This is a genomic window from Bailinhaonella thermotolerans, from assembly GCF_003594875.1.
Classification (GTDB): Bacteria; Actinomycetota; Actinomycetes; order Streptosporangiales; family Streptosporangiaceae; genus Bailinhaonella; species Bailinhaonella thermotolerans.
The window spans coordinates 641,991-664,648 of sequence record NZ_QZEY01000004.1; the positions used below are offsets into that span (position 1 = coordinate 641,991).

Here is a 22,658-nt window from a genome sequence, read left to right on the forward strand (position 1 = left end):
GATCCGGGGGATTCCCGTTCGACCTACGGATGACAGGGGCCCGGGAGACGGGCCCGGACGATCCAGGAGGAACAGCCGTGAAGTACATGCTGATCATGCGGGCCACGGACGAGGGCATGGCGAAGATGGCGGACGTCGACTTCACCCAGATGATCGAGACCGTGGGCAGGTTCAACGACGAGATGATCCGGGCCGGGGTACTCGTCGCCGCGGAAGGTCTCGACGACGCCTCCCAGGGCGTCGTCGTCGACTACTCCTCCGACCCGCCCGTCGTCAGCGACGGCCCGTACGGCGAGACCAAGGAGCTGTTCGGCGGCTTCTACATCCTCAACGTCGCCTCCAAGGAGGAGGCGGTCGAGTGGGCCAAGCGGCTCCCGATGGCCGGCCCCGGCTTCAAGACCGAGATCCGGCGGGTCACCACGATCGACGAGTTCCCCCAGGACAACGAGTGGATCAAGAAGGAGCGGGAGTGGCGCGAGGCCACGGGTCAGCTCTGACCGGGCAGGGCTCGCCCGGCCCGGCGGGGCGCGAGGCCGTCGCCGCGGTCTGGCGCATCGAGTCGGCGCGGATCGTCGGCGCCCTCGCGCGCTACACCGGCGACTTCGCGCTGGCCGAGGACCTCGCCCAGGAGGCGCTGGCCGAGGCGCTGGTGACCTGGCCGCGCGAGGGGGTCCCCCGCAACCCCGCCGGGTGGCTGCTCACCGTGGGGCGGCGGCGCGCGATCGACGCGTTCCGCCGCCGCGCGGCCCTCGACGAGCGGTACGCCGCCCTCGCCCGCGACCTGGACGAGGGCGGCGCCGCCCTCGCCGCCCCGGCCGGCGAGGTGCGGTGGGACCCCGACCAGATCGACGACGACGTGCTGGCGCTGATGTTCATCGCCTGCCACCCGGTGCTGTCCCGCGAGTCCCGGGTGGCGCTGACCCTGCGGGTCGTCGGCGGTCTCACGAGCGACGAGATAGCCCGGGCGCTCCTGGTCCCCACGGCGACCGTCCAGGCCCGGATCACCCGGGCGAAGAAGACCCTCGGGGCGGCGCGCGTGCCGTTCGCGGTGCCGCCGGCCGAGGAGCGCGCCGCGCGGCTCGGCTCCGTGCTCAGCGTCATCTACCTGATCTTCACGGAGGGCTCGTCGGCCAGTTCGGGACGCGATCTGATCCGGTTCGACCTCGCGGGGGAGGCCCAGCGCCTGGCCCGGGTGCTCAGCCGCCTGATGCCCGGCGAGCCCGAGGTCCACGGCCTGCTCGCGCTGCTCGAACTCACGGCGGCGCGCTTCCCCGCGCGGACCGGCCCCGACGGCGAGCCCGTGCTGCTGGAGGACCAGGACCGCCGCCGCTGGGACCGCGCCGGGATCCGCCGGGGCCGCGCCGCCCTGGCCCGCGCCGAGGCCGCCGGGCGTGGCCTGGGCGCGTACGGCCTGCAGGCCGCGATCGCCGAGTGCCACGCCGTCGCCCCCTCGGTCGCCGCCACGGACTGGGAGCGCGTCGTGCTCCTCTACGAGGCGCTGGGCCGCCTGGCCCCCTCACCGGTGGTCGAGCTCAACCGGGCGGTGGCGGTCTCCATGGCCCAGGGCCCGGCCGCCGCGCTCCCGATCGTGGACGGCCTGGTGGCCGCCGGGGCGCTGGCGGACTCCCACCTGCTGCCCAGCGTCCGGGGGGAGCTCCTCACCCGGCTGGGCCGCCCCGCCGAGGCCCGCCCCGAGCTGGCGCGAGCCGTACGGCTGTGCGCCAACGAGCGCGAGCGCGCCCTCCTCGAACGCAAGCTCCACGCCCTCGGCCCGGGCGAGCCCGCCCCCGGCCGCTGACGATCCGCGGCCCCGGCACGGCGGGCGGGGCGCGGCCGGCGCGGGGTGGCGCGACGGCTCAGGGGGACAGGCGGCTCGGGGGGACAGGCGGTCGGGACAGGCGGCTCAGGGGAAGAGGCGGTTCAGAGGAGAGGGCAGTTCAGGGGGAGAGGCGGATCAGGCGGCGTTCGACGGCGGCGGTGACGGCCGCCGTGCGGGTGTCCACGCCGAGCTTGGCGAAGACCCGCACGAGGTGCGTCTTGACCGTGGCCTCGCTGACGAACAGGGCCTTGGCGATCTGCTTGTTCGACAGGCCCCTGGCGAGCAGCGTGAGGATCTCGGTCTCGCGGGGGGAGAGCACGGGCGCGGGCTCGCGCACCCGGCGCATGAGACGGGTGGCCACGGAAGGCGACAGCGCCGTCTCGCCCCGCGCCGCGCTGCGGATCCCGGCGAACAGCTCCTCGGGCGGGCCCGCCTTGAGCAGGTAGCCGATCGCCCCGGCGTCCACCGCTCGGGCGATGTCGGCGTCGGAGTCGTACGTCGTCAGCACGAGCACCCGGGGCGGATCGGGCAGCGCGCGGATGCGGCCGATGGCCTCCACCCCGTCGATGCCGCCGCCGAGCTGGAGGTCCATGAGCACCACGGCCGGGCGCAGCGCCGCCGCGCGGGAGACCGCGTCCTCGCCGGTCGCGGACTCGCCGGCGACCTCCAGGTCGGGTTCCCCGTCGAGCAGCGCGCGCAGCCCCGCCCGGACCACCGGGTGGTCGTCCACGATCAGGACGGTGATCGTCTCGCCCGTCACGGGCGCCTCCTGGGGATCGCGGCGGCCACGGCGGTGCCCTCGCCCGGGGCGCTCTCGACCACGAGCCGCCCGCCCAGGGCCTCGGCGCGGTGGCGCATCGCGGGCAGCCCGTGCCCCCGGCCCGGCGGCGGCGCCTCCCCGTCCCAACCGGCGCCGTCGTCGCGCACGTCGAGGGTCACCTCGTCGTCGAGGTAGGTCAGGGTCAGCACGGCGCGCCCCGCGCCGGCGTGCTCGCGCACGTTGGCCAGCGCGGCCTGGGCGATCCGCAGCAGCGCCGCCTGGGTGTCGCCGTCGAGGGCGTACTCCCCGCCCTCGGCGCGGAACTCCACCGCGAACCCGCCCTCGGCCGCCGCCCGCCCGGCCAGCGCGCGCAGCGCCGCGGGCAGCGACCCGGCGTCCAGGTCGGGCGGGGCCAGGTCGCGCACGAAGCGGCGGGCCTCGGCGAGGTTCGCGCCCACGGCCCGCTCCGCCCGCCGCACGTATCCCCGGGCGGAGGCGGGGTCGGCCGTCCAGGCGCGGTCGGCGGCCTGGAGGAGGAGGCGGGTGCTGGTCAGGCCCTGCGCGAGCGTGTCGTGGATCTCCCGGGACAGCCGGGCGCGCTCCTCCATCACCCCGGCCGCGCGCTGCGCCGCCGCCAGCTCGCCGCGGGTTTGGACGAGGTCGTCCACGAGCCGCTGGAGCGTCATGAAGATCACCGTGATCATCATGGCGACGGCGACCGGCGCGAGGATCATGCTCGGGTCGAGCTGCCGCGACAGCCGCGCCTGCGCGAAGGCGACCAGCGCGGTGAGGACGGCGGCCAGCGCGACCACGGCGCGCGGCGGCAGCAGCCGCAGCGCGGTGAACTGGAGCGGGACCGCGCACCAGGCGAAGCTGGGCGCGACGATCACCAGGGTGGCCCACAGCGCGATCACCACGCCCAGCCAGACCCGGGGCCCGGGGCCGCGCAGCCCCGGCCAGGCGATCACCCCGGCGGCGTACACCACGGCCAGGGCCACGCACAGCGCCAGGCGCAGGCCGGTCTCCGCGTGCACGCCGTGCCGGGTCACCAGGCGCGCGGCGGAGGCCGCCAGCAGCAGGAAGAACCCCGCGTGCATGGCGGTGAGGATGCGCTGCTCGGCCCCCGTCATGATGGCCACGTTATCCCCGGTCCGCGCGCTCCCATGGGCCCCGCGTGTCAACCGATCGGTTGAATCCCGGTGTCGTACGGACGGACGTCCGGTCCGAGACGATCGCCCGACCCCGGCCGCGGATCCGCCCGGCAGGCTGAAGAGGTCAGGAATTCCCGAGAGACGGGGGACCACCATGAAGAAGACCACCATCACCCGCGGCGTGCTCGCCACCTCGGGCCTCGCCCTCGTGCTCGGCTCGATCGGGATCTCCGCGGCCCAGGCCGCCCCGGCCGCCGCCCCCGCCAAGGCGGCCCCGGCGAAGACCACCCCGGCCAAGGCCGCGCCCGCGGGCGGGGGAGCCGTCGCCCAGACCCGCGTGCTGAGCGCGGACGCCCTGCTGCGCATCGGCGACGCCGCCCTCAAGGAGGCGGGCAAGCGCGGCCAGCGCGTCACGATCGCGGTCGTGGACCGCTCCGGCGTCACCCGCCTGATCCTCAAGACCGAGAACGCCGGACCGCAGACGGAGGAGTCGGCCCGGCGCAAGGCGTTCACCGCGGCCGGCTTCGGCCAGCCCACCTCGCGGCTGGCCGGCGGCGCGGGCGGCGAGGGCGTGACGATCCGCGACATCCCCGGCACCCTGTTCCTCGCCGGCGGCGTCCCGGTGGCGTCGGGCGGCGCCCCGATCGCGGGCATCGGCGTCGGCGGCGCCCCCCAGGGCTCCATCGACGAGGCCATCGCCCAGGCGGGCCTGCGCGCCGTCGAGGGCGGGCTGAACTAGAGAGGGAGCCGAACCAGGAGAATGACCGCGACGTACGGCCGCCGGCGGGCGCTCGCCCTCCTCGGGAGCGCGCTCGCCGCGGCCGCCTGCGCCCCCGCCCGCCCGGGACCGTCCCCGGCGCCGACCCGAAGGAGGACCGCCGTGTCCGACCAGGACCTGCTCACAGCCGCCGCGTCCGGCGACGCCGCCGAGGTGCGCCGCGCCCTCCAGGCCGGCGCCCGCGTCGAGGCGCGGGACGAACGCGGCCGGACCCCGCTCCTGCTCGCCGCGCTGGGCGACCACGTCGAGGCCGCCCGGATCCTCGTGGCGGCGGGCGCCGACCCCGACGCCCAGGACGACCGGCGCGACAGCGCGTTCCTGGTCACCGGCGTCACCGGCAGCGTGGCCATGCTGGAGGCCCTGCTCCCGGCCCGGCCCGACCTCACCCTCACCAACCGGTACGGCGGCGTCGCCCTGATCCCCGCCTGCGAACGCGGCCACGTGGACTACGTCCGCGCCGTGCTCAAGACCGGCATCGACGTGAACCACGTCAACGACCTGGGCTGGACCGGCCTGCTGGAGGCGGTCATCCTCGGCGACGGGGGCGAGCGCCACCAGCGGATCGTCCGCCTGCTCCTGGACGCGGGCGCCGACCCCGACCTCGCCGACCGCGACGGGGCCAGCCCCCTCTACCACGCCCGCGCCAAGGGCCACCGGGAGATCGCCGCCATCCTCGCCGCGGCGGGCGCCCGCGAGATCCCGCCCTCCGGCTGACCGCCGCCCGCCCGGGCCGTGGTGTACGGCGGCGCGCCCGCCGTACACCACGGCCCCCGGCCGGTACGGCTGCCGCCCGGGCGGGGGCGCGTGAAAGGATCGTGGACCCGGGCCGGCGGACGGATCCGGGACCGGATCTCACGCGCAGAGGCGAGTGGTGGCGAGGACGCAGGAGCAGCGCAAGGCCGAGACGAGGCGCAGGCTGATCGACGCGGCGGCGGACCTGTTCGCCCGGAAGGGGTACGCCGGGGTCTCGGCCGAGGCCGTGGCGGACGCGGCCGACCGGACGACGGGCGCGCTCTACAAGCACTTCGGTGGCAAGGAGGGGCTGCTCCTGGCGCTGCTGGAGGTGTGGAAGGAAGAGACGGTGGAGGTGCTGACCGCCGCGTTCGAGCGCATGCCCGCGCTGGACGAGCGCCTCACCGCGATCTGGCGCAGCCTGAACGGGGCGCAGGGGCGGCGCGGGGACGCCTGGCTGCTGCTGGAGATGGAGCTCTGGCTGCAGGGGGTGCGCGACCCGGTGATGGCCGAGCCGCTGGCCGAGCGGTACCGCGACATCCGGCGGCGGCTCGGCGAGGGCCTGCGCGACTGGGCCGAGCAGACGGGGGCGCCGCTGCGCCACGCCCCGGACGACGCCGCGGCGCTCGTGCTCGGGCTCATCGTCGGCGCCGCCGTACAGCACCGCCTGGACCCCTCCACGATGCCCGACGACCTGCTCCTGGCCGGGCTGGCGGACCTGATCGGCACGCCCTCGGCCGCGCGGCGTCAGCCGGACTGACCTCCGCGCCAGGGCGGTGTGCCCTTTCTCACAGTTGACCCCGGGCCCGATTTAGATGCAGCATCCGATCTAAGTCCGAAACCCGATCTAAGGGCTCGTCCGGCCTCAAATTGAACAAGCGCTTGGTGTGGTCGCGCTCCCGCGACCCCTCCCGGCCGGGTGCGCGTGGCGCGACGGCACCCGGCGGGCGACCCGCCCCCGAGATCGTCCCTACCTGAGGAGCCCCCGTGGCCGAGGCAGCGTCCGCCACCGCGTCCGCCCCCCGAATCGACATCATCGATCCCGGCCTCTACGAGCGGGGCGGGATCCCGCACGAACAGTTCGCCTGGCTGCGCCGGCACGACCCGGTGCACTGGCACCACGATCCGGACCCGGACGTGCCGGGGTTCTGGGTCCTCACCCGGCACGCCGACATCACGACCGCCTCGCGGACGCCCGAGTGCTTCTCCTCCTGGGCGCGGGGCGCGCTGTTCAAGGAGCTGGCCGAGCAGGACCTGGAGTACTACCGGCTGATGATGCTGAACATGGACCCGCCGCAGCACACGCGGCAGCGGGCCTTCGTCAACCGCGGCTTCACGCCCCGCATGATCAAGCAGCTCACCCGGCACGTCACCGAGATCTGCGACCAGCTCATCGACGACGTGATCGAGCGCGGCGAGTGCGACTTCGTCGAGGACATCGCCGCGCAGCTCCCCATCTACGTGATCTGCGAGATGCTCGGCGCGCCGGTGACCGACCGGAACCGGATCTTCCACCTGTCCAACCGGCTGGTCGGGTTCGACGACCCCGAGCTCAACACCTCCGAGGAGGACTCCAAGGAGGGCGCGGCGCAGATCCTGTCCTGGGCGCTGGAGATCGCCGAGCAGCGCCGCCGGGCCCCGCGCGACGACATCATCAGCCAGCTCCTCGAACCGAACGAGCGGGGGGAGACGCTCAGCGACACCGAGATCTGCCTGTTCGTCCTGCTCCTGCTCATCGCCGGGAACGAGACCGTGCGCAACGGCGCGGCCGGGGGCATGCTCGCCTTCTTCGAGCACCCGGACCAGTGGCGGCGCCTGATCGAGGACCGGGACCTGCTGGCCACCGCGCCCGACGAGATCGTGCGCTTCGTCTCCCCGGTCAACCTCATGCGCCGGATGGCGACGAGGGACGTCGAGCTGGGCGGCAGGACGATCCGGGCCGGGGAGAAGGTCGTCTTCTTCTACTCCTCGGCGAACCGCGACGAGGAGGTGTTCGCCGACCCGTCGGTCTTCGACGTCGGCCGCTCGCCCAACCCCCACATCGGGTTCGGCGCGGGCGGGCCCCACTTCTGCCTGGGCACCCACCTGGCCCGGCTGGAGCTGCGGGTGCTGTTCGGGGCCCTCCTGGACCGCATGCCGTCCATCCGCCCCGCGGGCCCCGCCCGGCGGCTCCGCTCCAACTTCATCAACGGGCTGAAGGAGATGCCCGTGGCCTTCACCCCCGGAGCCCGCAGGGGCTGAGGCCGTACGGCGCCCGCGGGCGGAGCGGACGGGACCGCCGCCGGACCGGGAGACGACGGCCGGACCGGGAGACGACGGCCGGGCTCGGGGGCGTGTCAGGTGACGGGGAGGGCGGTGGCCAGGAGGACGACGCCGAGGGAGCCGAGGAGGGAGGAGACGGCCAGGGCGCGGGCCAGGCGGGGGCGGCCGGCGCCGCTCGCCCACCCGTGCAGGGCGGCGGCGGCCATGACGGCGCAGAACAGCAGGAGCTTGGCCAGCAGGATCCGGCCGTAGCCGGGGTCGGCCAGGGACTCCCAGGTGACGCCCTTGCGCGCGGCGAGGGCCACGCCGGTGACGAGCTGGACCGGCAGGAAGACCGCCGCGGTGATCAGCCCGAAGCGGCGGCCGACCGCGCGCAGCACCTCGGCCCGCCGCCCGGCGTCGAACATCCGCCGCGCGAGGGGCAGCACGACCAGGGACACGGTGAGCTGCCCGCCGACCCACAGCGCGGCGGACAGCACGTGCAGGAACCGGATGACGCTCCACCAGGTCACGGCCTCTTCACCCGGCTTTCCTCCATTTCTCGTCCGGAACGGGCGCGGCGGCCGGCGGGTCGCGCGCGACCAGAGCCTACGGGGGGCGCCTACGGGAGGCCGGGCGGGGCGCCCGGCGGTGGCGGGCTCAGCCGAGGAGCATCACGACCACGAGCAGGATCACGTGGATCACCGTCGCGCCGAGGGCCGCGGCGATGAAGACGAACTTGGCCGGCCCGTGCTCGAAGTGCTTGCCCTCCTTCAGCGGCGGCAGTGCGGCCTGACGCTCGGCGATGCGCTGTTCGAGGGGCTTGCGGTGGAACATCGGCGCTCCTGATACCGGGCGAAACGGGGAGAATCGGGTGCGATATATTGCGTGCAAACCATTGGTACACAAAACAGTGTACGCCGAGCCCTGGGAGGGGGTCGCATGACGTCGGGCACACCGCTTCCGGGCAACCCGCTCTCACTGGAGCAGCAGGTCTGCTTCGCGCTGGCCATCGCCTCGCGCAGCGTCATCGGGCTCTACCGGCCGCTGCTGCAGCCGATGGGGCTCACCCACCCGCAGTACCTCGTGATGCTGGCGCTGTGGGAGAACGAGCCCCTGTCGGTCAAGGAGCTCGGCCGCCTGCTCCAGCTCGACCCCGGCACCCTGTCCCCGCTGCTCAAACGGCTGGAGGCGCTGGGCTACCTCGAGCGAAGGCGCGACGCCAGGGACGAGCGCGCCCTCGCGGTGCGCCTCACCCCGGCGGGCCGGGACCTGCGGGCCCGCGCCGAGGAGATCCCCCCGGCGATCGTCGAACGCCTCGGCCTGCCCCTCCAGGAGCTCCAGGACCTGCACCGGGCGCTGACCCGCGTGATCGCGGCGGCGCGAGCGGCCGGGGCCTCCCCGGCGGAAGGAGACCGCACATGAGCAGCAGCCACACCGGACGCCCCGGCTCCTGGGCCGCGGTGACCGCGATCCTGGTGGGCTTCACCCTGGCCGGGATCGCCCTCACCCTCGGCCCCAACTGGATCCTCGTGGCCGCCGGCGTCGCCGTCGCGGCCGTCGGCGGCGTCCTCGCCCTGGTCTTCGACATCATGTCCGACGTGATCGTGGAACAGCCCCGCACCCCCGCCCCCCAGGCGGACCGCGCCACCCCCACCCCCTGACCCCCGGCCCGCTCCGCCGTCCCCCGGCGGAGCGGGGCCCGCGTGGCGGGGAGGGGCGGTCGGGCGGAAATATGATCGGGTCGGCGGGCGGACGACCCGCCGGGGTGGCTCGGGGCGGGAGGGTGCGCCATGGTGGACGGTTCCAGTGTCATCGACGTGTTCATCGAGGCGATCAACACGCGGGAGGCCGGGGCGCGCACGGCGCTGCTGCGGCGCTCGCTGACGGCCGACGTGGTCTTCTGGGGGCCGCTGGGACGCCGGGTCGGGCGGCAGGCCGTCGAGGACTTCATCACCGAGGTGGTCCAGGGGCATCCGGCGGGGCCCTGCCGGTTCTCCCGCACGACCGGGGTGGACGCGCCCGAGGAGTGGGCGCGCTTCGGGTGGCGCTTCGAGGGCGGCGACGGCGTCCCCCTGCTGACCGGGATGGATGTGGTGCACCTCACCCCCAGGGGCGCCATCGACCAGATCGTGGTCTTCGCCGGCACGCTGAACTGACCGGGCGCGCCCGCGAGCCGTACGCACTCACCAGGACCCGGGGGAGGGCCGCTCGCCGGTCACTCGCCGGGCAGGAGGTGCCGGAGCAGGGTCTCGCCGATGTCGCCGAGCTGCCGCACCTGCTCGGGGGACAGGACGTCGATGAGGTGGGCACGGACGCTCTGGACGTGGGCCGGGGCCGCGACCCGCAGGGCGGCCTGGCCCTCGTCGGTGAGAACGGCCAGCCAGCCGCGCCGGTCGGACTCCAGGTGCTCACGCCGTACCCAGCCGGCCTGCTCCAGCTTGCCGACGGCGTGCGAGATCCGGCTCGGCTTGGAGTGCGTCCACCGCGCCAGCTCGCTCATGCGCATCGTCCTGCCGGGGGCCTCCGACAGCAGCACCAGCAGCTCGTAGTAGGTCGGCGGCATCCCGGCCGCCTCCTGCAGATCCCGTTCGAGCCGGTCGAGCAGCAGCCGGGTCGCCAGCCCGAACGCCCGCCAGCTCCGCTGCTCCTCGTCGTCGAGCCATCGCGTCTCCGTCATGGACGGAAGATATCGCAGTGAACAGTTTCGAACTGAATAATCTCGGAGGTCAGGGGGCGTCGATGTCCGTCGTGGCGAGGCGGGTGTAGACGTCGGGGCGGGTCCGGCGGAGGCGGGCGGCGAGGAGCACGCCGGTGCCGAAGACGGCCGGGGTGAGGGCGGCCAGCGTCCAGTTGACGGCCGGGCCCGCGCCGGTGAGCAGGTCCAGCCGCCAGCAGACCAGGGCGGTGGCCGCGGTGAGCAGGACCCCGGCGGCGGCGGGCGCGGCCAGGGTGCGCAGGCGTCCCTCGCCCCGCGCGGCGCCGCCCCGGCGGAAGAAGCGGAGCACGGCGAACGCCGCCACGGCCTGCAGGGCGAGGACCCCGACGACGCCCGGGGTGTTCACCCACAGGAAGAACTGGGTGTAGGGGTCGGTGCCGATCAGGGCGAACACGCTCACGACCACGACGGCGAGGACGCTCTGGACGACCCCGGCGATCCACGGCGAGCCGTGCCTTCGGTGGACCCGGCCGAGCGCGGCGGGGAGGGCGTGCTCGGCGGACAGGGCGTAGACGTAGCGGGTGACGGTGTTGTGGAAGGCGAGCAGGGCGGCCAGCAGGCTGGTGACGATGAGGACGCGCTGCAGGTCGCTGGCCCAGTCCCCGACGTACCGGGTCATGGCGGTGAAGAACATCTCCGACGGGCCGCTTCGCGCGACGGCGACGGCCTGGCCGCTGCCGAACGCCTGCACGATGATCCAGGTGATGAAGGCGTAGAACAGGCCGAGGAAGCCGACCGCGACGTAGGTGGCCCGGGGCACGGCGCGGTCGGGGTGGCGGGCCTCCTCGCGGTAGATGGCGGTGGCCTCGAAGCCGATGAAGGCGGCGACGGCGAGGCCCAGGGGGCCGTTCATGTCGGAGGTGAAGACGTTCCCGGGGGAGAAGGAGTCCAGGCGGAGCCCGTCCGCGCCGCCCGCCGAAAGGACCGCGACGGCCAGCAGCAGCAGGATCGCGGTCTCCGCGACGAGCAGGGCGGCCAGCACCCTGGCGCCGAGGTTGATCGAGCGGTAGCCGAGGAACCAGACGAGGACGATCCCGGCGAAGGCGTACACCGGCCAGGGCAGGTCGACGCCGAGCAGCTCGCTGACGGTCGTGGCCGAGAAGAAGCCGAAGGCCCCGAACATGCCGATCTGCAGCGCGTTGTAGGAGAACAGCGCGAGCAGCGCAGCCCCGAGGCCCGCCGGCCGTCCCATCCCCCGGGCGATGTAGGAGTAGAAGGCCCCGGCGTTGCGGATGTACGGCGTCATCGCGGTGAAGCCGACCGCGAACAGGCAGAGCACCACCCCGACGGCCAGGTAGGCGACCGGGGCGCCGATCCCGCCGAAGAGGATGGCCAGGGGTGCGACCCCGGCCATCACCGTCAGGGGGGCGGCGGCGGCCACCACGAAGAAGACGATGTCGGCGACTCCGAGGGTGCCGCGCCGCAGCCTGGGGCCGGGCGCCGATCCGGCGGGCCGCGCCTGCCGCCGGGGGGTGGCGGGGACGAGAGGTTCGGTCATGGGGGTCTCCGCGGTGTGGGGGTGAACGGAGTGTGGGGGACGCCCCGGGCAGGAGCCGCCCTCCGCGAGCCCAACTGAAAGCCCTTCAGTTGCGGAGAAATGTAAGCGCGGCCGGGCCGTCTGGGAAGACCTTTTACTGAATGGTTTTCGGTAAAGTCTGGGTGACGCCGGGGACCGGCGCAGGACGCGAGGAGCATCGGTGGGACGACCGCGCACGCCCCTGCTGGACCGGCGGCGGATCGGCGCCGCCGCCCTCAAGCTCGCCGACGAGCAGGGCGCTCTCAGCATCCCCGCCCTGGCCAGGAGCCTGGGGGTCGCCCCCTCGGCGCTCTACTACCACGTCACCGGGCGCGACGAGATCATCGCCCTGATGCGCGAGGAGCTGATCCTCACCTCCGACCTCAGCCCGGACCCGTCCCAGCCCTGGGACAGGGCGCTGGAGGACTGGGCCAGGTCCTACCGGGACGCCTTCGCCGCGCATCCGGGGGCCGTGCCCCTGCTCGCCGTCGCCCCGCTCGCCGAGCCCTTCATGCACGCCATGTACGAACGGGTCGCGGGCCTCCTCCTGGACGCCGGGTTCGCCGGGGAGCACGTGCTGCCGCTCGTCACCGCGCTGGAGAGCTTCGTCCTGGGGTCCGCCCTCGACCTGGTCGCGCCCAGCGTGATGCTTTCCGGCGTGGACCGCGAGGCCGCGCCCCGCCTCAGCGCCGTCCTGGACCAGGGCTCCGCCGGCGGCGGCCGCGCCGAGCGCGCCTTCGAGCTCGGGCTGCGGGCCCTGCTCACCGGCTTCCGCGCCCTGCTCGGCGAACCGCCGCCCCGGGACGCCGCCGCCCCGGCGGAGCCCGAAGCGGCCCGCTGAACGCCCAGGTCCCCGCCGCGCCCGCCCCGCCGTACGGCTCGCGCCCAGGCGTCGGCGCGGGACGGACGGGAACGCGGCCCGGGGCGGTCGCCGGGAAGCCGGGCGAGCGGCCCGGCGCGGGCCGGACGCGGGGAAGAGGCGGCGCGGACCCTCTTGTCCGGCTTGTCGGCGTCATGTATACAAGCTGCCTATGAGCGGTCTACGAGACGGTGGAGGCTCTGCCCAGGACGCGGCGTACCGGTGGCTCAAGGAGCACATCGCGCGGTCGCCGCGGCATGAGGGCAGGTTCTTGAGCGAGGCGGAGGTGGCCAGGGAGACCGGCACGTCCCGCACCCCGGTGCGTGAGGCGCTGCTGCGGCTGGAGGCCGAGGGCTTTTTGCAGATCGTGCCGAAGAAGGGCGTCTTCGTGCCGCCGATCACCGACGAGGAGGTCCGCGCCGTGATGCAGGCGCGCGAACTCGTCGAGGACTGGTGCGTCCGGCAGGTGACACCCGCGGGCGAGGGCCTGATCGGCGAGCTGGAGGCGCTGCTGGCGGAACAGGAGGGGGTGATCGGCGACGCGGTGACGTTCATCGAGCTGGACCGGGCGTTCCACCGGGCGATCGTGCGCCGGGCGGGCAACCCGGTGCTCGCCGAGTTCTACGAGTCGCTGCGCGACCGGCAGGTCCGGATGGGCCTGCACGCGGTGGCGAGCGAGCGGGACCGCGCCCGCGCGGTGCTCGGCGAGCACGCCGCGATCGTGGCCGCGCTCAGGACCGGGGAGGCCGACGCGGCCGGCGCGGCGGTGCACGCCCACCTGGCCAGCACCAAGGCCGCCCTGCACCTCCCCGACGTGGTCGGCTGGAGCGCCCGGGAGCACCCGGTGGTGAGCCCGTCATGAGGGTCGCGCTGGTGCAGGTGGCCAGCCCGCCCGAGGAGGCTCCGGCCGAGCGCCGGGAACGGGTCGCCGCGATGGTGGCCGGGGCCCGGGGCGCCGACCTGGTGGTGCTGCCGGAGCTGTGGGCGGCGGGTTACTTCGCCTTCGACCGCTACGCCGAGCGGGCCGAGCCGCTGGAGGGCCCGACGGTGGCGGCCGCCCGCGGCTGGGCCAGGGACCTGGGCGCGCACGTCCACGCGGGGAGCATCGTGGAGCGGGACGGCGCGGGCCGCCTGTTCAACACCGCCGTGCTGGTCGCGCCCGACGGCCGGATCGCGCACACGTACCGCAAGGTGCACGTGTTCGGGTACGCCTCGCGGGAGGCCGAGCTGCTCACGCCCGGTGACGCGCTCGAGGTGCGCGAGACGCCGTTCGGGCCCCTGGGCGCCACCACCTGCTACGACCTGCGGTTCCCCGAACTGTGGCGGGACCTGGTGGACCGGGGCGCGCGGACGGTGGTGGTGCCGGCGGCCTGGCCCGCGGCGCGGCGCGAGCACTGGCGCCTGTTCACCTCCTGCCGCGCGGTGGAGGAGCAGGTGCTGCTGATCGCCTGCAACGCCGTCGGGGTCCAGGACGGCGGGGTCGTGCTCGGCGGGCACAGCCGCGTCGTCGACCCGTGGGGGACCGTCCTCGCCGAGGCGGGCGACGACGAGGGAGTCACGTTCTGCGAGATCGACCCGGCCGTGGTCGCGAAGGTGCGCGCCGAGTTCCCGGTGCTGGCCGACCGCCGGTGGCCGTACGCCGGGGGAAGCCGAGAGGTGGGGAGATGACGACCGACCGTCCGACCCGGGTGACCGTGGAGGTCGCCGGTTCCGGCGAACGACTGGCGATCGTCCCGGACAAGCTGATCGTCGCGGGCTACACCGGGCGCGACCAGGCGGCCGTCGAGGCCCACATCGCCGAGCTGGAGGCGATCGGGGTGCCGCGCCCGCCGAGCGTGCCGACCTTCTACGACCTCGACGTGGCCCTGCTGACCACCGACCCGGTGGTCGAGGTCGGCGGCGCGGCCACCTCGGGGGAGGTCGAGCCGGTGCTGATCCGGGCGGGAGGGCGGTACTTCCTCGGGGTGGGATCCGACCACACCGACCGCGAGCTGGAGCGCACCGGCGTCGCCGAGTCGAAGGCGGCCTGCCCCAAGCCGATCGGGGGCACCGTCGTCGAGCTGGCGGCCGGCCCGTCCTCGCTGGACTGGGACGCGCTGACCGCCGACTGCGCCGTGGACGGGGAGCCGTACCAGCGGGGGAGCGTGTCCGCGCTGCGGCACCCCGCCGAGCTGCTGGAACGGATGACCGCGGTGATCGGCGCCGTGCCGCGGGACCTCGTCCTGTTCTGCGGGACGCTGCCGCTCCTCGGCGGGACCTTCGCGCACGGGAGCCACTGGCGGGTCCGCCTGGAACTGCCCGGGGGAGAAGACCTGACCCACGCCTATGAGATCAAGCGGAGGAGTGTGTGATGCGAACCGGATCCGACTACCTGACCTCCTTGAAGGACGGCCGCCGCGTCTACGTCGACGGCGAAAGCGTGGGGGACGTGGCCCACCATCCGGCGTTCGCGCCCATCGCGCGCACGGTCGCCGAGTTGTTCGACATCGCGGCCGACCCGGCCTCCGGCTTGAGCCGTACCGACCCGGGCACCGGCGCGACCGTGAACCGCCTGTTCACCGCCCCGCGCAGCCGGGAGGACCTGACGGCGTTCCGCGAGGCGGTCACCACGTGGGCGCGGCACACGCACGGCTGGGTGGGCCGCAGCCCCGACCACGTCGGGGCGTTCCTGGCCGCGTTCGCCGCGCACCCGGAGGCCTTCGCGGCCGGGGACCATGACCTGGCCGCCAACGTCGTGGCCTACCAGAGGCGGGTCGCCGAGGAGAACCTCTACCTGTCGTACGCGATCATCCCGCCGCAGGTGTCGCGGGCCACCACCGCCCACGCCTGGGACGGGGAGCTGGTCCAGGTCGGCGTGGCCGCGGAACGGCCGGACGGCATCGTCGTGCGGGGCGCGCAGATGCTGGCCACCGGCGGCGCGGTCGCCGACGAGATCCTCGTGTCCTGCATCAAGCCGCTGACGCCCGAGGACACCGACTTCGCGATCAGCTTCGCCGTGCCGGTGGCGGCCGAGGGGCTCAAGCTGTACTGCCGCCGCCCCTACGCCCCCGCGGCGACCAGCCGCTACGACTATCCGCTGACCACGCGGTTCGACGAGACCGACGCCCTGGTGGTGTTCGACGACGTGTTCGTCCCGTGGGAGCGGGTGTTCGTCTACCGGGACGTCGCCGGGCTGCGCAGGCAGTTCTTCGACACCGGCGCCCACGCGCTGGGGAACTGGCAGGCGCAGATCCGGTTCTCGGTCAAGCTGCAGTTCCTGGCCGGGCTGGCCAGGAAGGTCGCCGCGGTGAACGGCGTGGACAAGTTCCCGGGCGTGGTGGAGCGGCTCGGCGAGATGGCGAGCCTGGTCTCCCTCGTCGAGTCGGCGGTGCTGGCCGCCGAGTACACCGCGGCCCCGGACGAGCAGGGCATGTGGCGGCCCGGCGGGCGGGCGCTCTACGGCGCGATGGGCCTGCAGTCCGAGCTCTACCCCCGCGTCCTCGCCATCCTGCGGGACCTCGTCGGCGGCGGCGTCCTGCAGGTCCCCTCCAGCGTCGCCGACATGACGAACCCGAAGACCCGCGCCGACATCGACCGCTACGTCTACAGCCCGAACGCGCCCGCCGAGGAGCGCGTGAAACTGTTCAAGCTCGCCTGGGACGCCATCGGCAGCGAGTTCGCCGGCCGCCACCACCAGTACGAGCTCTTCTACGCCGGCGCGCCGTTCGTCGTGAAGGGCTACGCCTTCCGCAACTACGGCTTCGACCGGCCCGTGGCCGACGTCGAGGGCTTCCTCGCCGCGTACGACGTCGCCGACAGCGCCTGACCCCCGAGGAGCACGATGAGCAAGCCCGAGCGCGAGTTCTTCCCGGTCACCGACGTGGACTTCACCGTCTGCCCCGGCGGCGACCCCAAGATCGTCGAACGGATCCTCGCCGCGGACCCCGAGACCGGGGTCGCCACCCGCATCCTGCGCTACGAGCCGGGAGCCGACTCCACCCCGATGGGCGTGCAGAAGCACGACTTCTGGGAGGAGGTCTACATCCTCGAAGGCTCGTTCACCGACCTCACCCTCGGCCAGACCTTCGTCAAGGGCATGTACGCCTGCCGCCCGCCCGGGATGCCGCACGGCCCCTGGCGCACCGACGAAGGCGTCGTGACCTTCGAAGTCCGCTACCGCGCCTGACCGCCCTGGAGGCCGCATGCCTTCCGTCAACCTCGCCGGCCCGGACAACGCCATCGACCCCCTGACCATGCGCCGCGCCATGGGCCGCTTCGCCACCGGAGTCGCCGTGGTCACCACCAGCCTGGACGGGACGCCGCACGGCATGACCGTCAACTCGCTGACCTCGGTCTCGCTCAGCCCGCCCCTGCTGCTGGTGTGCCTGACCATCGGCGCGCGCAGCACCGACGCCGTCACCCGATCGGGACGGTTCGCGGTCAACATCCTCTCCGCCCGGCAGGAGCAGATCGCCCTGCGCTTCGCCAGGCCGGGGGAGGACCACTTCGCCGGGCTCGACGTGACCCACGAACGGCACGGCGTCCCGGTGATCCCCGACGCCTTCGCCCACCTGGAATGCGCGGTCGAGCGGCACTTCGCCGCCGGCGACCACCTCGTCGTCATCGGCGAGGTGCACAGCATCTGCGAACGCGAGGGCGAACCCCTCGGATACCTCGCGGGCAAGTTCAGCGACGTCGTCGCCCGCGGGCACGAACCCGTCCACTGGATCTTCTAGCCCGCGCGGCGGCCCTCTCCCGCCCGTGAAACCCCGGCGGCTGCGCCCACAGCCGCCGGGGTGAGGGCACCGGTCCCCGCGCCCCCGCGCAGCCTCGTCACCTTCAGCTCGCTCGGACTCGACCGCAGGAGGTCGGCATGACCGATACCTCAGCCCAACCTACCAAGCGCGCGGCCCACACCAGCCTGCCCCTCGTCGCCGCCTCCAGCCTCGCCGGCACGGCCATGGAGTGGTACGACTTCTTCCTGTACGGCACGGCCTCGGCGCTCGTGTTCAACCGGCTCTTCTTCCCCGACGCCGAGCCCCTGGTGGGCACCATGCTGGCGTTCGCCACCTACGCCGTCGGGTTCGTCGCCCGGCCCATCGGCGCGGCCGTCCTCGGCCACTACGGCGACCGCAGGGGACGCCGCGCCACCCTCATCGCCAGCCTGCTGCTGATGGGCGCGGCGACGTTCCTCATCGCGCTGCTCCCGCCGTACTCCTCGATCGGCCTGGCCGCGCCCGCCATCTTGGTCCTGCTCCGGCTGGTCCAGGGCTTCGCCCTGGGCGGCGAGTGGGGCGGCGCGGTCCTCCTGGTGTCCGAGCACGGCGACCGGACCCGCCGGGCGTTCTGGGCGTCCTGGCCCAACGTCGGGCCGCCGCTGGGCAACCTCCTGGCCGCGGGCGCGCTGGCCGTGCTCGGCGCGGCCATGCCCGAGGACGCCTTCCTGGCCTGGGGCTGGCGCGTCGCGTTCGCGCTCTCCGCGCTGCTCGTGGTCATCGGCCTGTGGCTGCGGCTGTACGTCGCGGAGACCCCGCTCTTCCAGCGGGCCGAGGCGGCCCGGGCCGGTGAGCCGCCGCGGCTGCCCGCCGGCCTGGTGATCCGCCACCACTGGCGCGCGGTCGTGCTCGCCGCCGCCACCCGCTTCGGCGAGAACGCCGGCTTCTACATCTTCTCGCTCCTGGTGATCACGTACGTCACCGAGATGCTCGGCCTCGGCAAGTCCGTCGGGCTCACGGCGGTCATGATCGGCCAGGGCGTCGCGGTGGTCGCCATCCCGCTGTTCGCCGTCCTGGCCGACCGCCGGGGCAGGCGGCCCATCTACCTCGCGGCCTCGGCCGCCACCATCGTCTGGGGCTTCGTCTTCTTCGCCCTGCTCGACACCAGGAACACCGCCGCCATCATCGTGGCCGTGGCCGGCGGGCTGCTGATCTTCGCCGCGTTCAGCTCGGTCATCGGCGCCTTCTTCTGCGAGCTCTTCCCCACGGAGGTCCGGTACACCGGCGTCTCGCTGGCGTACAACCTGGCGTCCGTGCTCGCCGGCTCGCTGGCTCCCATCATCGCGATCGCCCTCTACGCGAGGTTCGGCACCGGGTACGCCATCGGCGCCTACCTCGCCGCCATGGGCGCGGTCTCCCTGGTGGCCACGCTGATCGCGCGGGAGACGCGCACGGTGGACCTGGCCGACGTCACCCAGGGCGGGCCTGCCGCGGACCCGGACGCCGCCGGGCTGCCCGGCACGCCGAGGCCGTCGCCGCAGAGCTAGGCGTCCCGTCCGCGCCGCCGGATCCGATCCCTCCCGCGCGCGCCGTACCGGATCGGCGGCGCGACGTGCCCGGAGGCCCCCCTCACCCCCGCATCGGCAATCGAAAGGCGTGCAATGGTCACACGATTCAGCGCGGTCGTCGCGGTGTCGGCGCTCGCGTTCTCCTCGGCCGCCGTCCTCGGCCCATCCCCCGGCGCCGCCGCCTCCCCGTCCCCGTCCCCGGCGGGCGGCGCCGGGGCCCCGCCCCCCGCCTCGGCCCGGGCGGCGGACCTGGTCCTGCGCAACGGCCGGATCTACACGATGGGCCGGGGCGAGGCCTGGGCCCAGGCCGTCGCGGTCAGGAACGGCGAGATCGCGTACGTCGGCGGCGACTCCGGCGTCGCGGCCCACACCGGCCCGCGGACGCGGGTGATCGACCTGGCCGGCAGGATGGCGCTGCCCGGGTTCGTCGACGGCCACAACCACGCGTACCTCATGGCCGAGAGCCTGTTCTGGCTCAGCCTGAACCCCTACGGCACGGTCCGGGAACGGCAGGCCGCGCTCCGCGCGTACCGCGAGCGGAACCCGGCGGCCGCGCAGGTGCGGGGCGTCGGCTGGGACGGCGCCGCGAGCGACGCCAAGGCGGCCGGCGTGATGCCCAAGGAGCTCCTCGACGCGGTGGTGCCCGACGTGCCCGTGGTGATCATCTCCAACGGGCACCACAGCCTGCTGGTGAACTCCAAGGCCCTCGAACTCGCCGGGATCACCAAGGACACGCAGGACCCGCCCGGCGGCGTCATCGAACGGGACGAGAAGACCGGCGAGCCCAACGGGATCGTCCACGAGTTCTCGGCGCAGAACCTGGTCATCAACGCCCTCCCGCAGCCGGACTTCACGGTCGGCCAGTACCGCCAGACCATCGCGGCCTGGCAGAAGGCCGCCGCGGCGGACGGCATCACCTCGGCCTTCGTCCCGGTGCACTACCCGACGACCAGCCTCCTGGAGGCGTTCGAGGCGATGGACGAGGCGGGCGAGCTGACGGTCCGCTTCGACCTCGGGCTGTGGGCCGACGAGAACCGGGGCACCGAGCAGGTCGACGACCTCGTGGCCCTGCGCGCCAGGTACCAGGGCGGGAAGTACCGGATCGACACCGTGAAGATCTTCTCCGACGGGGTCGGGGCCGGCCGGCTGGTGTGGGACCAGCGGGTCCTGGAGGAGACCGTCGCCGCCCTCGACAGGAAGGGGTTCCGCGTCTACGTCCACGCGATCGGGAACCCGGAGTTCTATCCGTCGGGCAACGCCCTGGACGCGTTCGAGTACGCCGCCAGGAAGAACGGCCCGCGGGACTCCCGGCACGTCGTGACCCACGCGGACTGGGTGCGGGAGAGGGACGTGCGGCGGTTCAAGCGGCTCGGGGCTATCCCGGTCCCGCAGCCGCCGTGGTTCGGCAAGGACTGGTACGACGACGTGCCGAAGAACAAGCTGAAGAACCTCAACCGCTTCCAGAGCTACCTGGACGCCGGCATCCCGGTCGTCTCGTCGAGCGACTTCCCCTCAAGCGACACGTTCGAGCGGGACATGTACCCGCTCACCGGCATCGAGGCCGGCATGACCAGGCTGGATCCCGCCACGACCCGCGAGGAGGACCTGGACCGGGCGGCCTGGCCGAGGGAGCGCGCCTCCCTGCACGACATGATCGCCAGCTACACGGTCAACGGCGCCCGCATGATCTTCGCGGAGCGGGAGCGCGGCTCGATCGAGGTGGGCAAGAAGGCGGACCTCGTCGTGCTCGACCAGAACCTCTTCGAGATCCCGGTCACCCGGACGAGCGAGACGAAGGTGCTCCTGACCCTGTTCGAGGGCGCGGAGACCTACCGCGACCCGTCCTTCCGATAGCCCGGGGCCCGTCCCGGCAGATCCCGGCGGCTTGCATGGCCGCCGCGACCGGCGCGACCGCCGCGACCGCCGCGATCGGCGCGGCCGGGGCGGCCGGGGCGGCCATCCGGGCGGAGGGGTACGGCCACGCGCGGCCGTGCCCCTCCGCCCGCGCCGGTCCCCGATCACCCCCGGAGAGCCGCCCGGATCACCCGGGGCCGCCGAGGGACCGGACGGCGGCCTCGATCCCCTTCCTGTCATAGGCGGCGGTGGGCAGGGTGGCGCCGTGGGCGTGGCGGACGACGCCCCGGGCGTCGATGAGGACGCTGCCCGACCGCCGCAGCGAGCCGAAAGCCTTCCTGCCCAGCCCCATCACCTCGTGCGCGGCGCCGCCCGCGAGGACGGGGAACGGGATCCCGCGTCCCGCCTTCCACGCGGCCGCCGTGTCCCGGTCCTCCGGCACCGCGACGAGCACCCGGACGCCGGCGGCGGCGAACTCATTCCGGCGCCGGACGAGGTCCCGGACGTGCCTGCCGCACACCGGGCACGACGCCGACCGCATGAGGTAGACGAGCACCGCGCCCTGGGGCTCCGGCAGGCGTACGGCCAGGCCGTCCGTGTCCTCCAGGACCACGTCGGGCGCGGGCGATCCGATTTCGAGCATGGCGGGACTCCTCTTCGATTCGAGTGAGGGGAACACGGGCCGCGCGGCTCAGGCGCCGGCGGTCCCGGGGTCACGCGGGCCGGACCCGCCCGTTGCCCTTCCTGCCGGGCCGGGGTCCTCGCCGGCCAGGCTGTGCCGGACCGCGGCGCGGGCCCGGTGGAGCTGGGACTTCATCGCGGGGGTGCTCAGGCCCAGCCTCTCGGCGACCACCCGCCCCGGATGGCCCAGCACGTCCCGCATGATCAGCACTCTGCGCTGGACGTCCGGCAGCTCCCTGATCGCCTGCGCGACGACCTCGGCCTCCAGCCGCCGGAGGACCTCCTCCTCGGCCGAGGACGCGGGCCCGCCCCCGATCTCGTCATGCCGGTCGACCAGCAGCCGGGCCCGGCGCAGGCACTCGTTCCGGACGATCCGGAACATCCACGACGCCAGCGCCGCGGTGGCGCGCAGCGTCCCGATCTTCCGATAGAGGATGATCAGCGCCTCCTGCGCCGCGTCCTCGGCGTCCTGCGGCGACGAGCACAGATGCTCCGCGAAGCGCCGCACGTGCGAATGCGCCCCCTCCACCACCGCCGCGATCGACTCCCGATCCCCGGCCTGGGCCGCCTCGATCACCGCCGCGCCGACCCACCCCCGCCGCCCCGGCACCTCCACGCCACCCACCCCGATCCCTCCCAGCGACACGATCACCCCATAAGAGCCCCCCACCCCCGAAAAGGATTCACGTCATCACGGAAACGCCCCCCGCGGCCGGGGCGCCCGCTCCCGGGATCACGGGGGGCCGGGCGGGGTCCGCGCGGCCCGGGCGGCGATGGCGCGGAGCAGGGCCGTCAGGCGGTGGCGGTCGGATTCCGTGAGCCCGCCGAAGAGGTCCCCGCCGACCCGGTCGGTGACTCGTCTGGCCTCGGACAGGGTCTGCTCGCCGTGCGGCGTCAGGACGATCGCGTGCGCGCGGCGGTCCTGGGGGTCCCGTTCCCGGGAGACGAGCCCGGCCTTCTCCAGTTCGTCGATGACCCGGACCATCGTGGACTTGTCGATGCCGAGGTGGCCGATCAGGTCCCGCTGGCTCACCGGGCCGTACATCGGCAGCGCCAGCAGCACGGCGAGCCCGCGGACGTCGACGCCCAGCGGGCGCAGCGCCAGGTTCAGCCGCTCCCGGCTCCGGTTGTGGGCCTCGGCCAGCAGCATGCCGAGCCCCACGTGATCGGCGGCCGGGCCGCCGTCTCCGGACAGGAAGCGTTCGAGCAGGTCGTCGAGCATGCGTCCACTCTAGTGCCACGTGAGGTAGTCTCACATGAGATTATCTCACGGAAGACTTGAGCGA

At 74.1% G+C, this 22,658-nt stretch carries 27 protein-coding genes; 18 read left to right on the forward strand and 9 right to left on the reverse strand.

Features of this window, described 5'->3' with window-relative positions:
* Positions 1 to 77: 77 nt before the first annotated feature.
* On the forward strand, positions 78 to 497 hold the full coding sequence (locus D5H75_RS15235; RefSeq protein ID WP_119927057.1) for a YciI family protein: 420 nt from the start codon (positions 78 to 80) through the stop codon (positions 495 to 497).
* Entirely contained in the window at positions 470 to 1,798 is a 1,329-nt protein-coding gene (locus tag D5H75_RS15240; protein ID WP_422673820.1) for an RNA polymerase sigma factor, read from the forward strand. The genes D5H75_RS15235 and D5H75_RS15240 overlap by 28 nt, the downstream gene beginning before the upstream one ends.
* Positions 1,799 to 1,937: 139 nt before the next feature.
* On the opposite strand, the gene D5H75_RS15245 is transcribed toward D5H75_RS15240, so the two are convergent.
* Both D5H75_RS15245 and D5H75_RS15250 read right to left on the reverse strand, forming a co-directional pair.
* On the reverse strand, positions 1,938 to 2,579 hold the full coding sequence (locus D5H75_RS15245; protein WP_202638168.1) for a response regulator: 642 nt from the start codon (positions 2,577 to 2,579) through the stop codon (positions 1,938 to 1,940).
* Entirely contained in the window at positions 2,576 to 3,709 is a 1,134-nt protein-coding gene (locus tag D5H75_RS15250; protein ID WP_202638169.1) for a sensor histidine kinase, read from the reverse strand. The genes D5H75_RS15245 and D5H75_RS15250 overlap by 4 nt, the downstream gene beginning before the upstream one ends.
* 175 nt (positions 3,710 to 3,884) lie before the next feature.
* Between D5H75_RS15250 and D5H75_RS15255 the strand changes: the two genes are divergently transcribed.
* The 4 genes from D5H75_RS15255 (at position 3,885) to D5H75_RS15270 (ending at position 7,481) form a co-directional block, all read left to right on the forward strand.
* Complete coding sequence (locus D5H75_RS15255) at positions 3,885 to 4,469, forward strand: GlcG/HbpS family heme-binding protein (protein ID WP_119927058.1); 585 nt, start codon at positions 3,885 to 3,887, stop codon at positions 4,467 to 4,469.
* Positions 4,470 to 4,610: 141 nt separating this feature from the next.
* On the forward strand, positions 4,611 to 5,222 hold the full coding sequence (locus tag D5H75_RS15260) for an ankyrin repeat domain-containing protein (protein ID WP_242454249.1): 612 nt from the start codon (positions 4,611 to 4,613) through the stop codon (positions 5,220 to 5,222).
* A gap of 157 nt (positions 5,223 to 5,379) precedes the next feature.
* Positions 5,380 to 6,000, forward strand: a complete 621-nt coding sequence (locus D5H75_RS15265) for a TetR/AcrR family transcriptional regulator (RefSeq protein ID WP_202638170.1) — start codon at positions 5,380 to 5,382, stop codon at positions 5,998 to 6,000.
* 227 nt (positions 6,001 to 6,227) lie between these two features.
* Positions 6,228 to 7,481 (forward strand): cytochrome P450, encoded by a 1,254-nt coding sequence (locus D5H75_RS15270; RefSeq protein ID WP_119927061.1) that lies wholly within the window; start codon positions 6,228 to 6,230, stop codon positions 7,479 to 7,481.
* Positions 7,482 to 7,576: 95 nt separating this feature from the next.
* Here D5H75_RS15270 and D5H75_RS15275 read toward each other — a convergent pair whose 3' ends face one another.
* Both D5H75_RS15275 and D5H75_RS41555 read right to left on the reverse strand, forming a co-directional pair.
* The gene (locus D5H75_RS15275) at positions 7,577 to 8,014 is read right to left on the reverse strand and encodes a DUF2269 family protein (RefSeq protein WP_119927062.1); all 438 of its coding nucleotides are present in this window, start codon (positions 8,012 to 8,014) and stop codon (positions 7,577 to 7,579) included.
* 127 nt (positions 8,015 to 8,141) lie between these two features.
* Positions 8,142 to 8,318 (reverse strand): hypothetical protein, encoded by a 177-nt coding sequence (locus D5H75_RS41555; protein ID WP_202638171.1) that lies wholly within the window; start codon positions 8,316 to 8,318, stop codon positions 8,142 to 8,144.
* A 105-nt stretch (positions 8,319 to 8,423) separates the two neighbouring features.
* Between D5H75_RS41555 and D5H75_RS15280 the strand changes: the two genes are divergently transcribed.
* The 3 genes from D5H75_RS15280 to D5H75_RS15290 all read left to right on the forward strand — a co-directional run bounded on the left by D5H75_RS15280 (position 8,424) and on the right by D5H75_RS15290 (position 9,640).
* On the forward strand, positions 8,424 to 8,906 hold the full coding sequence (locus D5H75_RS15280; RefSeq protein ID WP_119927063.1) for a MarR family winged helix-turn-helix transcriptional regulator: 483 nt from the start codon (positions 8,424 to 8,426) through the stop codon (positions 8,904 to 8,906).
* The gene (locus tag D5H75_RS15285; RefSeq protein WP_119927064.1) at positions 8,903 to 9,145 is read left to right on the forward strand and encodes an HGxxPAAW family protein; all 243 of its coding nucleotides are present in this window, start codon (positions 8,903 to 8,905) and stop codon (positions 9,143 to 9,145) included. The genes D5H75_RS15280 and D5H75_RS15285 overlap by 4 nt, the downstream gene beginning before the upstream one ends.
* A gap of 132 nt (positions 9,146 to 9,277) precedes the next feature.
* The gene (locus tag D5H75_RS15290; protein ID WP_202638172.1) at positions 9,278 to 9,640 is read left to right on the forward strand and encodes a nuclear transport factor 2 family protein; all 363 of its coding nucleotides are present in this window, start codon (positions 9,278 to 9,280) and stop codon (positions 9,638 to 9,640) included.
* 59 nt (positions 9,641 to 9,699) lie between these two features.
* Here D5H75_RS15290 and D5H75_RS15295 read toward each other — a convergent pair whose 3' ends face one another.
* Together D5H75_RS15295 and D5H75_RS15300 are read right to left on the reverse strand one after the other, a co-directional pair.
* Positions 9,700 to 10,161, reverse strand: coding sequence for a MarR family winged helix-turn-helix transcriptional regulator (locus D5H75_RS15295; protein WP_119927066.1), 462 nt, complete (start codon positions 10,159 to 10,161; stop codon positions 9,700 to 9,702).
* Between the two features lie 49 nt (positions 10,162 to 10,210).
* Complete coding sequence (locus D5H75_RS15300; RefSeq protein ID WP_119927067.1) at positions 10,211 to 11,698, reverse strand: APC family permease; 1,488 nt, start codon at positions 11,696 to 11,698, stop codon at positions 10,211 to 10,213.
* A 199-nt stretch (positions 11,699 to 11,897) separates the two neighbouring features.
* Here D5H75_RS15300 and D5H75_RS15305 point away from each other — a divergent pair, with 199 nt between their 5' ends.
* From D5H75_RS15305 to D5H75_RS15345, 9 genes are all read left to right on the forward strand, one after another.
* Positions 11,898 to 12,557: a TetR/AcrR family transcriptional regulator C-terminal domain-containing protein gene (locus D5H75_RS15305; RefSeq protein ID WP_119927068.1), complete on the forward strand. Its 660-nt coding sequence runs from the start codon at positions 11,898 to 11,900 to the stop codon at positions 12,555 to 12,557.
* A gap of 190 nt (positions 12,558 to 12,747) precedes the next feature.
* Positions 12,748 to 13,437, forward strand: coding sequence for a GntR family transcriptional regulator (locus tag D5H75_RS15310; protein ID WP_119927069.1), 690 nt, complete (start codon positions 12,748 to 12,750; stop codon positions 13,435 to 13,437).
* Positions 13,434 to 14,243: a carbon-nitrogen family hydrolase gene (locus D5H75_RS15315; RefSeq protein WP_119927070.1), complete on the forward strand. Its 810-nt coding sequence runs from the start codon at positions 13,434 to 13,436 to the stop codon at positions 14,241 to 14,243. The genes D5H75_RS15310 and D5H75_RS15315 overlap by 4 nt, the downstream gene beginning before the upstream one ends.
* Positions 14,240 to 14,926: a DUF2848 family protein gene (locus D5H75_RS15320; protein WP_119927071.1), complete on the forward strand. Its 687-nt coding sequence runs from the start codon at positions 14,240 to 14,242 to the stop codon at positions 14,924 to 14,926. Before D5H75_RS15315 ends, D5H75_RS15320 begins: the two co-directional genes overlap by 4 nt.
* Positions 14,926 to 16,380, forward strand: a complete 1,455-nt coding sequence (locus tag D5H75_RS15325; RefSeq protein WP_119927072.1) for a 4-hydroxyphenylacetate 3-hydroxylase family protein — start codon at positions 14,926 to 14,928, stop codon at positions 16,378 to 16,380. Before D5H75_RS15320 ends, D5H75_RS15325 begins: the two co-directional genes overlap by 1 nt.
* 15 nt (positions 16,381 to 16,395) lie before the next feature.
* The gene (locus D5H75_RS15330; protein WP_119927073.1) at positions 16,396 to 16,740 is read left to right on the forward strand and encodes a cupin domain-containing protein; all 345 of its coding nucleotides are present in this window, start codon (positions 16,396 to 16,398) and stop codon (positions 16,738 to 16,740) included.
* A gap of 16 nt (positions 16,741 to 16,756) precedes the next feature.
* On the forward strand, positions 16,757 to 17,290 hold the full coding sequence (locus tag D5H75_RS15335) for a flavin reductase family protein (RefSeq protein ID WP_119927074.1): 534 nt from the start codon (positions 16,757 to 16,759) through the stop codon (positions 17,288 to 17,290).
* Between the two features lie 137 nt (positions 17,291 to 17,427).
* Positions 17,428 to 18,816, forward strand: a complete 1,389-nt coding sequence (locus D5H75_RS15340; protein ID WP_119927075.1) for an MFS transporter — start codon at positions 17,428 to 17,430, stop codon at positions 18,814 to 18,816.
* Positions 18,817 to 18,930: 114 nt separating this feature from the next.
* Positions 18,931 to 20,691 carry an amidohydrolase gene (locus tag D5H75_RS15345; RefSeq protein ID WP_119927076.1) on the forward strand — a complete coding sequence of 587 codons (1,761 nt, stop codon included), beginning with the start codon at positions 18,931 to 18,933 and terminating at the stop codon, positions 20,689 to 20,691.
* A 187-nt stretch (positions 20,692 to 20,878) separates the two neighbouring features.
* Here D5H75_RS15345 and D5H75_RS15350 read toward each other — a convergent pair whose 3' ends face one another.
* From D5H75_RS15350 to D5H75_RS15360, 3 genes are all read right to left on the reverse strand, one after another.
* A complete protein-coding gene (locus D5H75_RS15350) occupies positions 20,879 to 21,334 on the reverse strand; it encodes a peroxiredoxin family protein (protein ID WP_119927077.1) in 456 nt (151 codons plus the stop codon).
* Between the two features lie 48 nt (positions 21,335 to 21,382).
* Entirely contained in the window at positions 21,383 to 22,018 is a 636-nt protein-coding gene (locus D5H75_RS15355; RefSeq protein WP_242454250.1) for an RNA polymerase sigma factor, read from the reverse strand.
* An 87-nt stretch (positions 22,019 to 22,105) separates the two neighbouring features.
* Positions 22,106 to 22,594 (reverse strand): MarR family winged helix-turn-helix transcriptional regulator, encoded by a 489-nt coding sequence (locus D5H75_RS15360; protein ID WP_119927078.1) that lies wholly within the window; start codon positions 22,592 to 22,594, stop codon positions 22,106 to 22,108.
* Positions 22,595 to 22,658 lie beyond the last annotated feature (64 nt).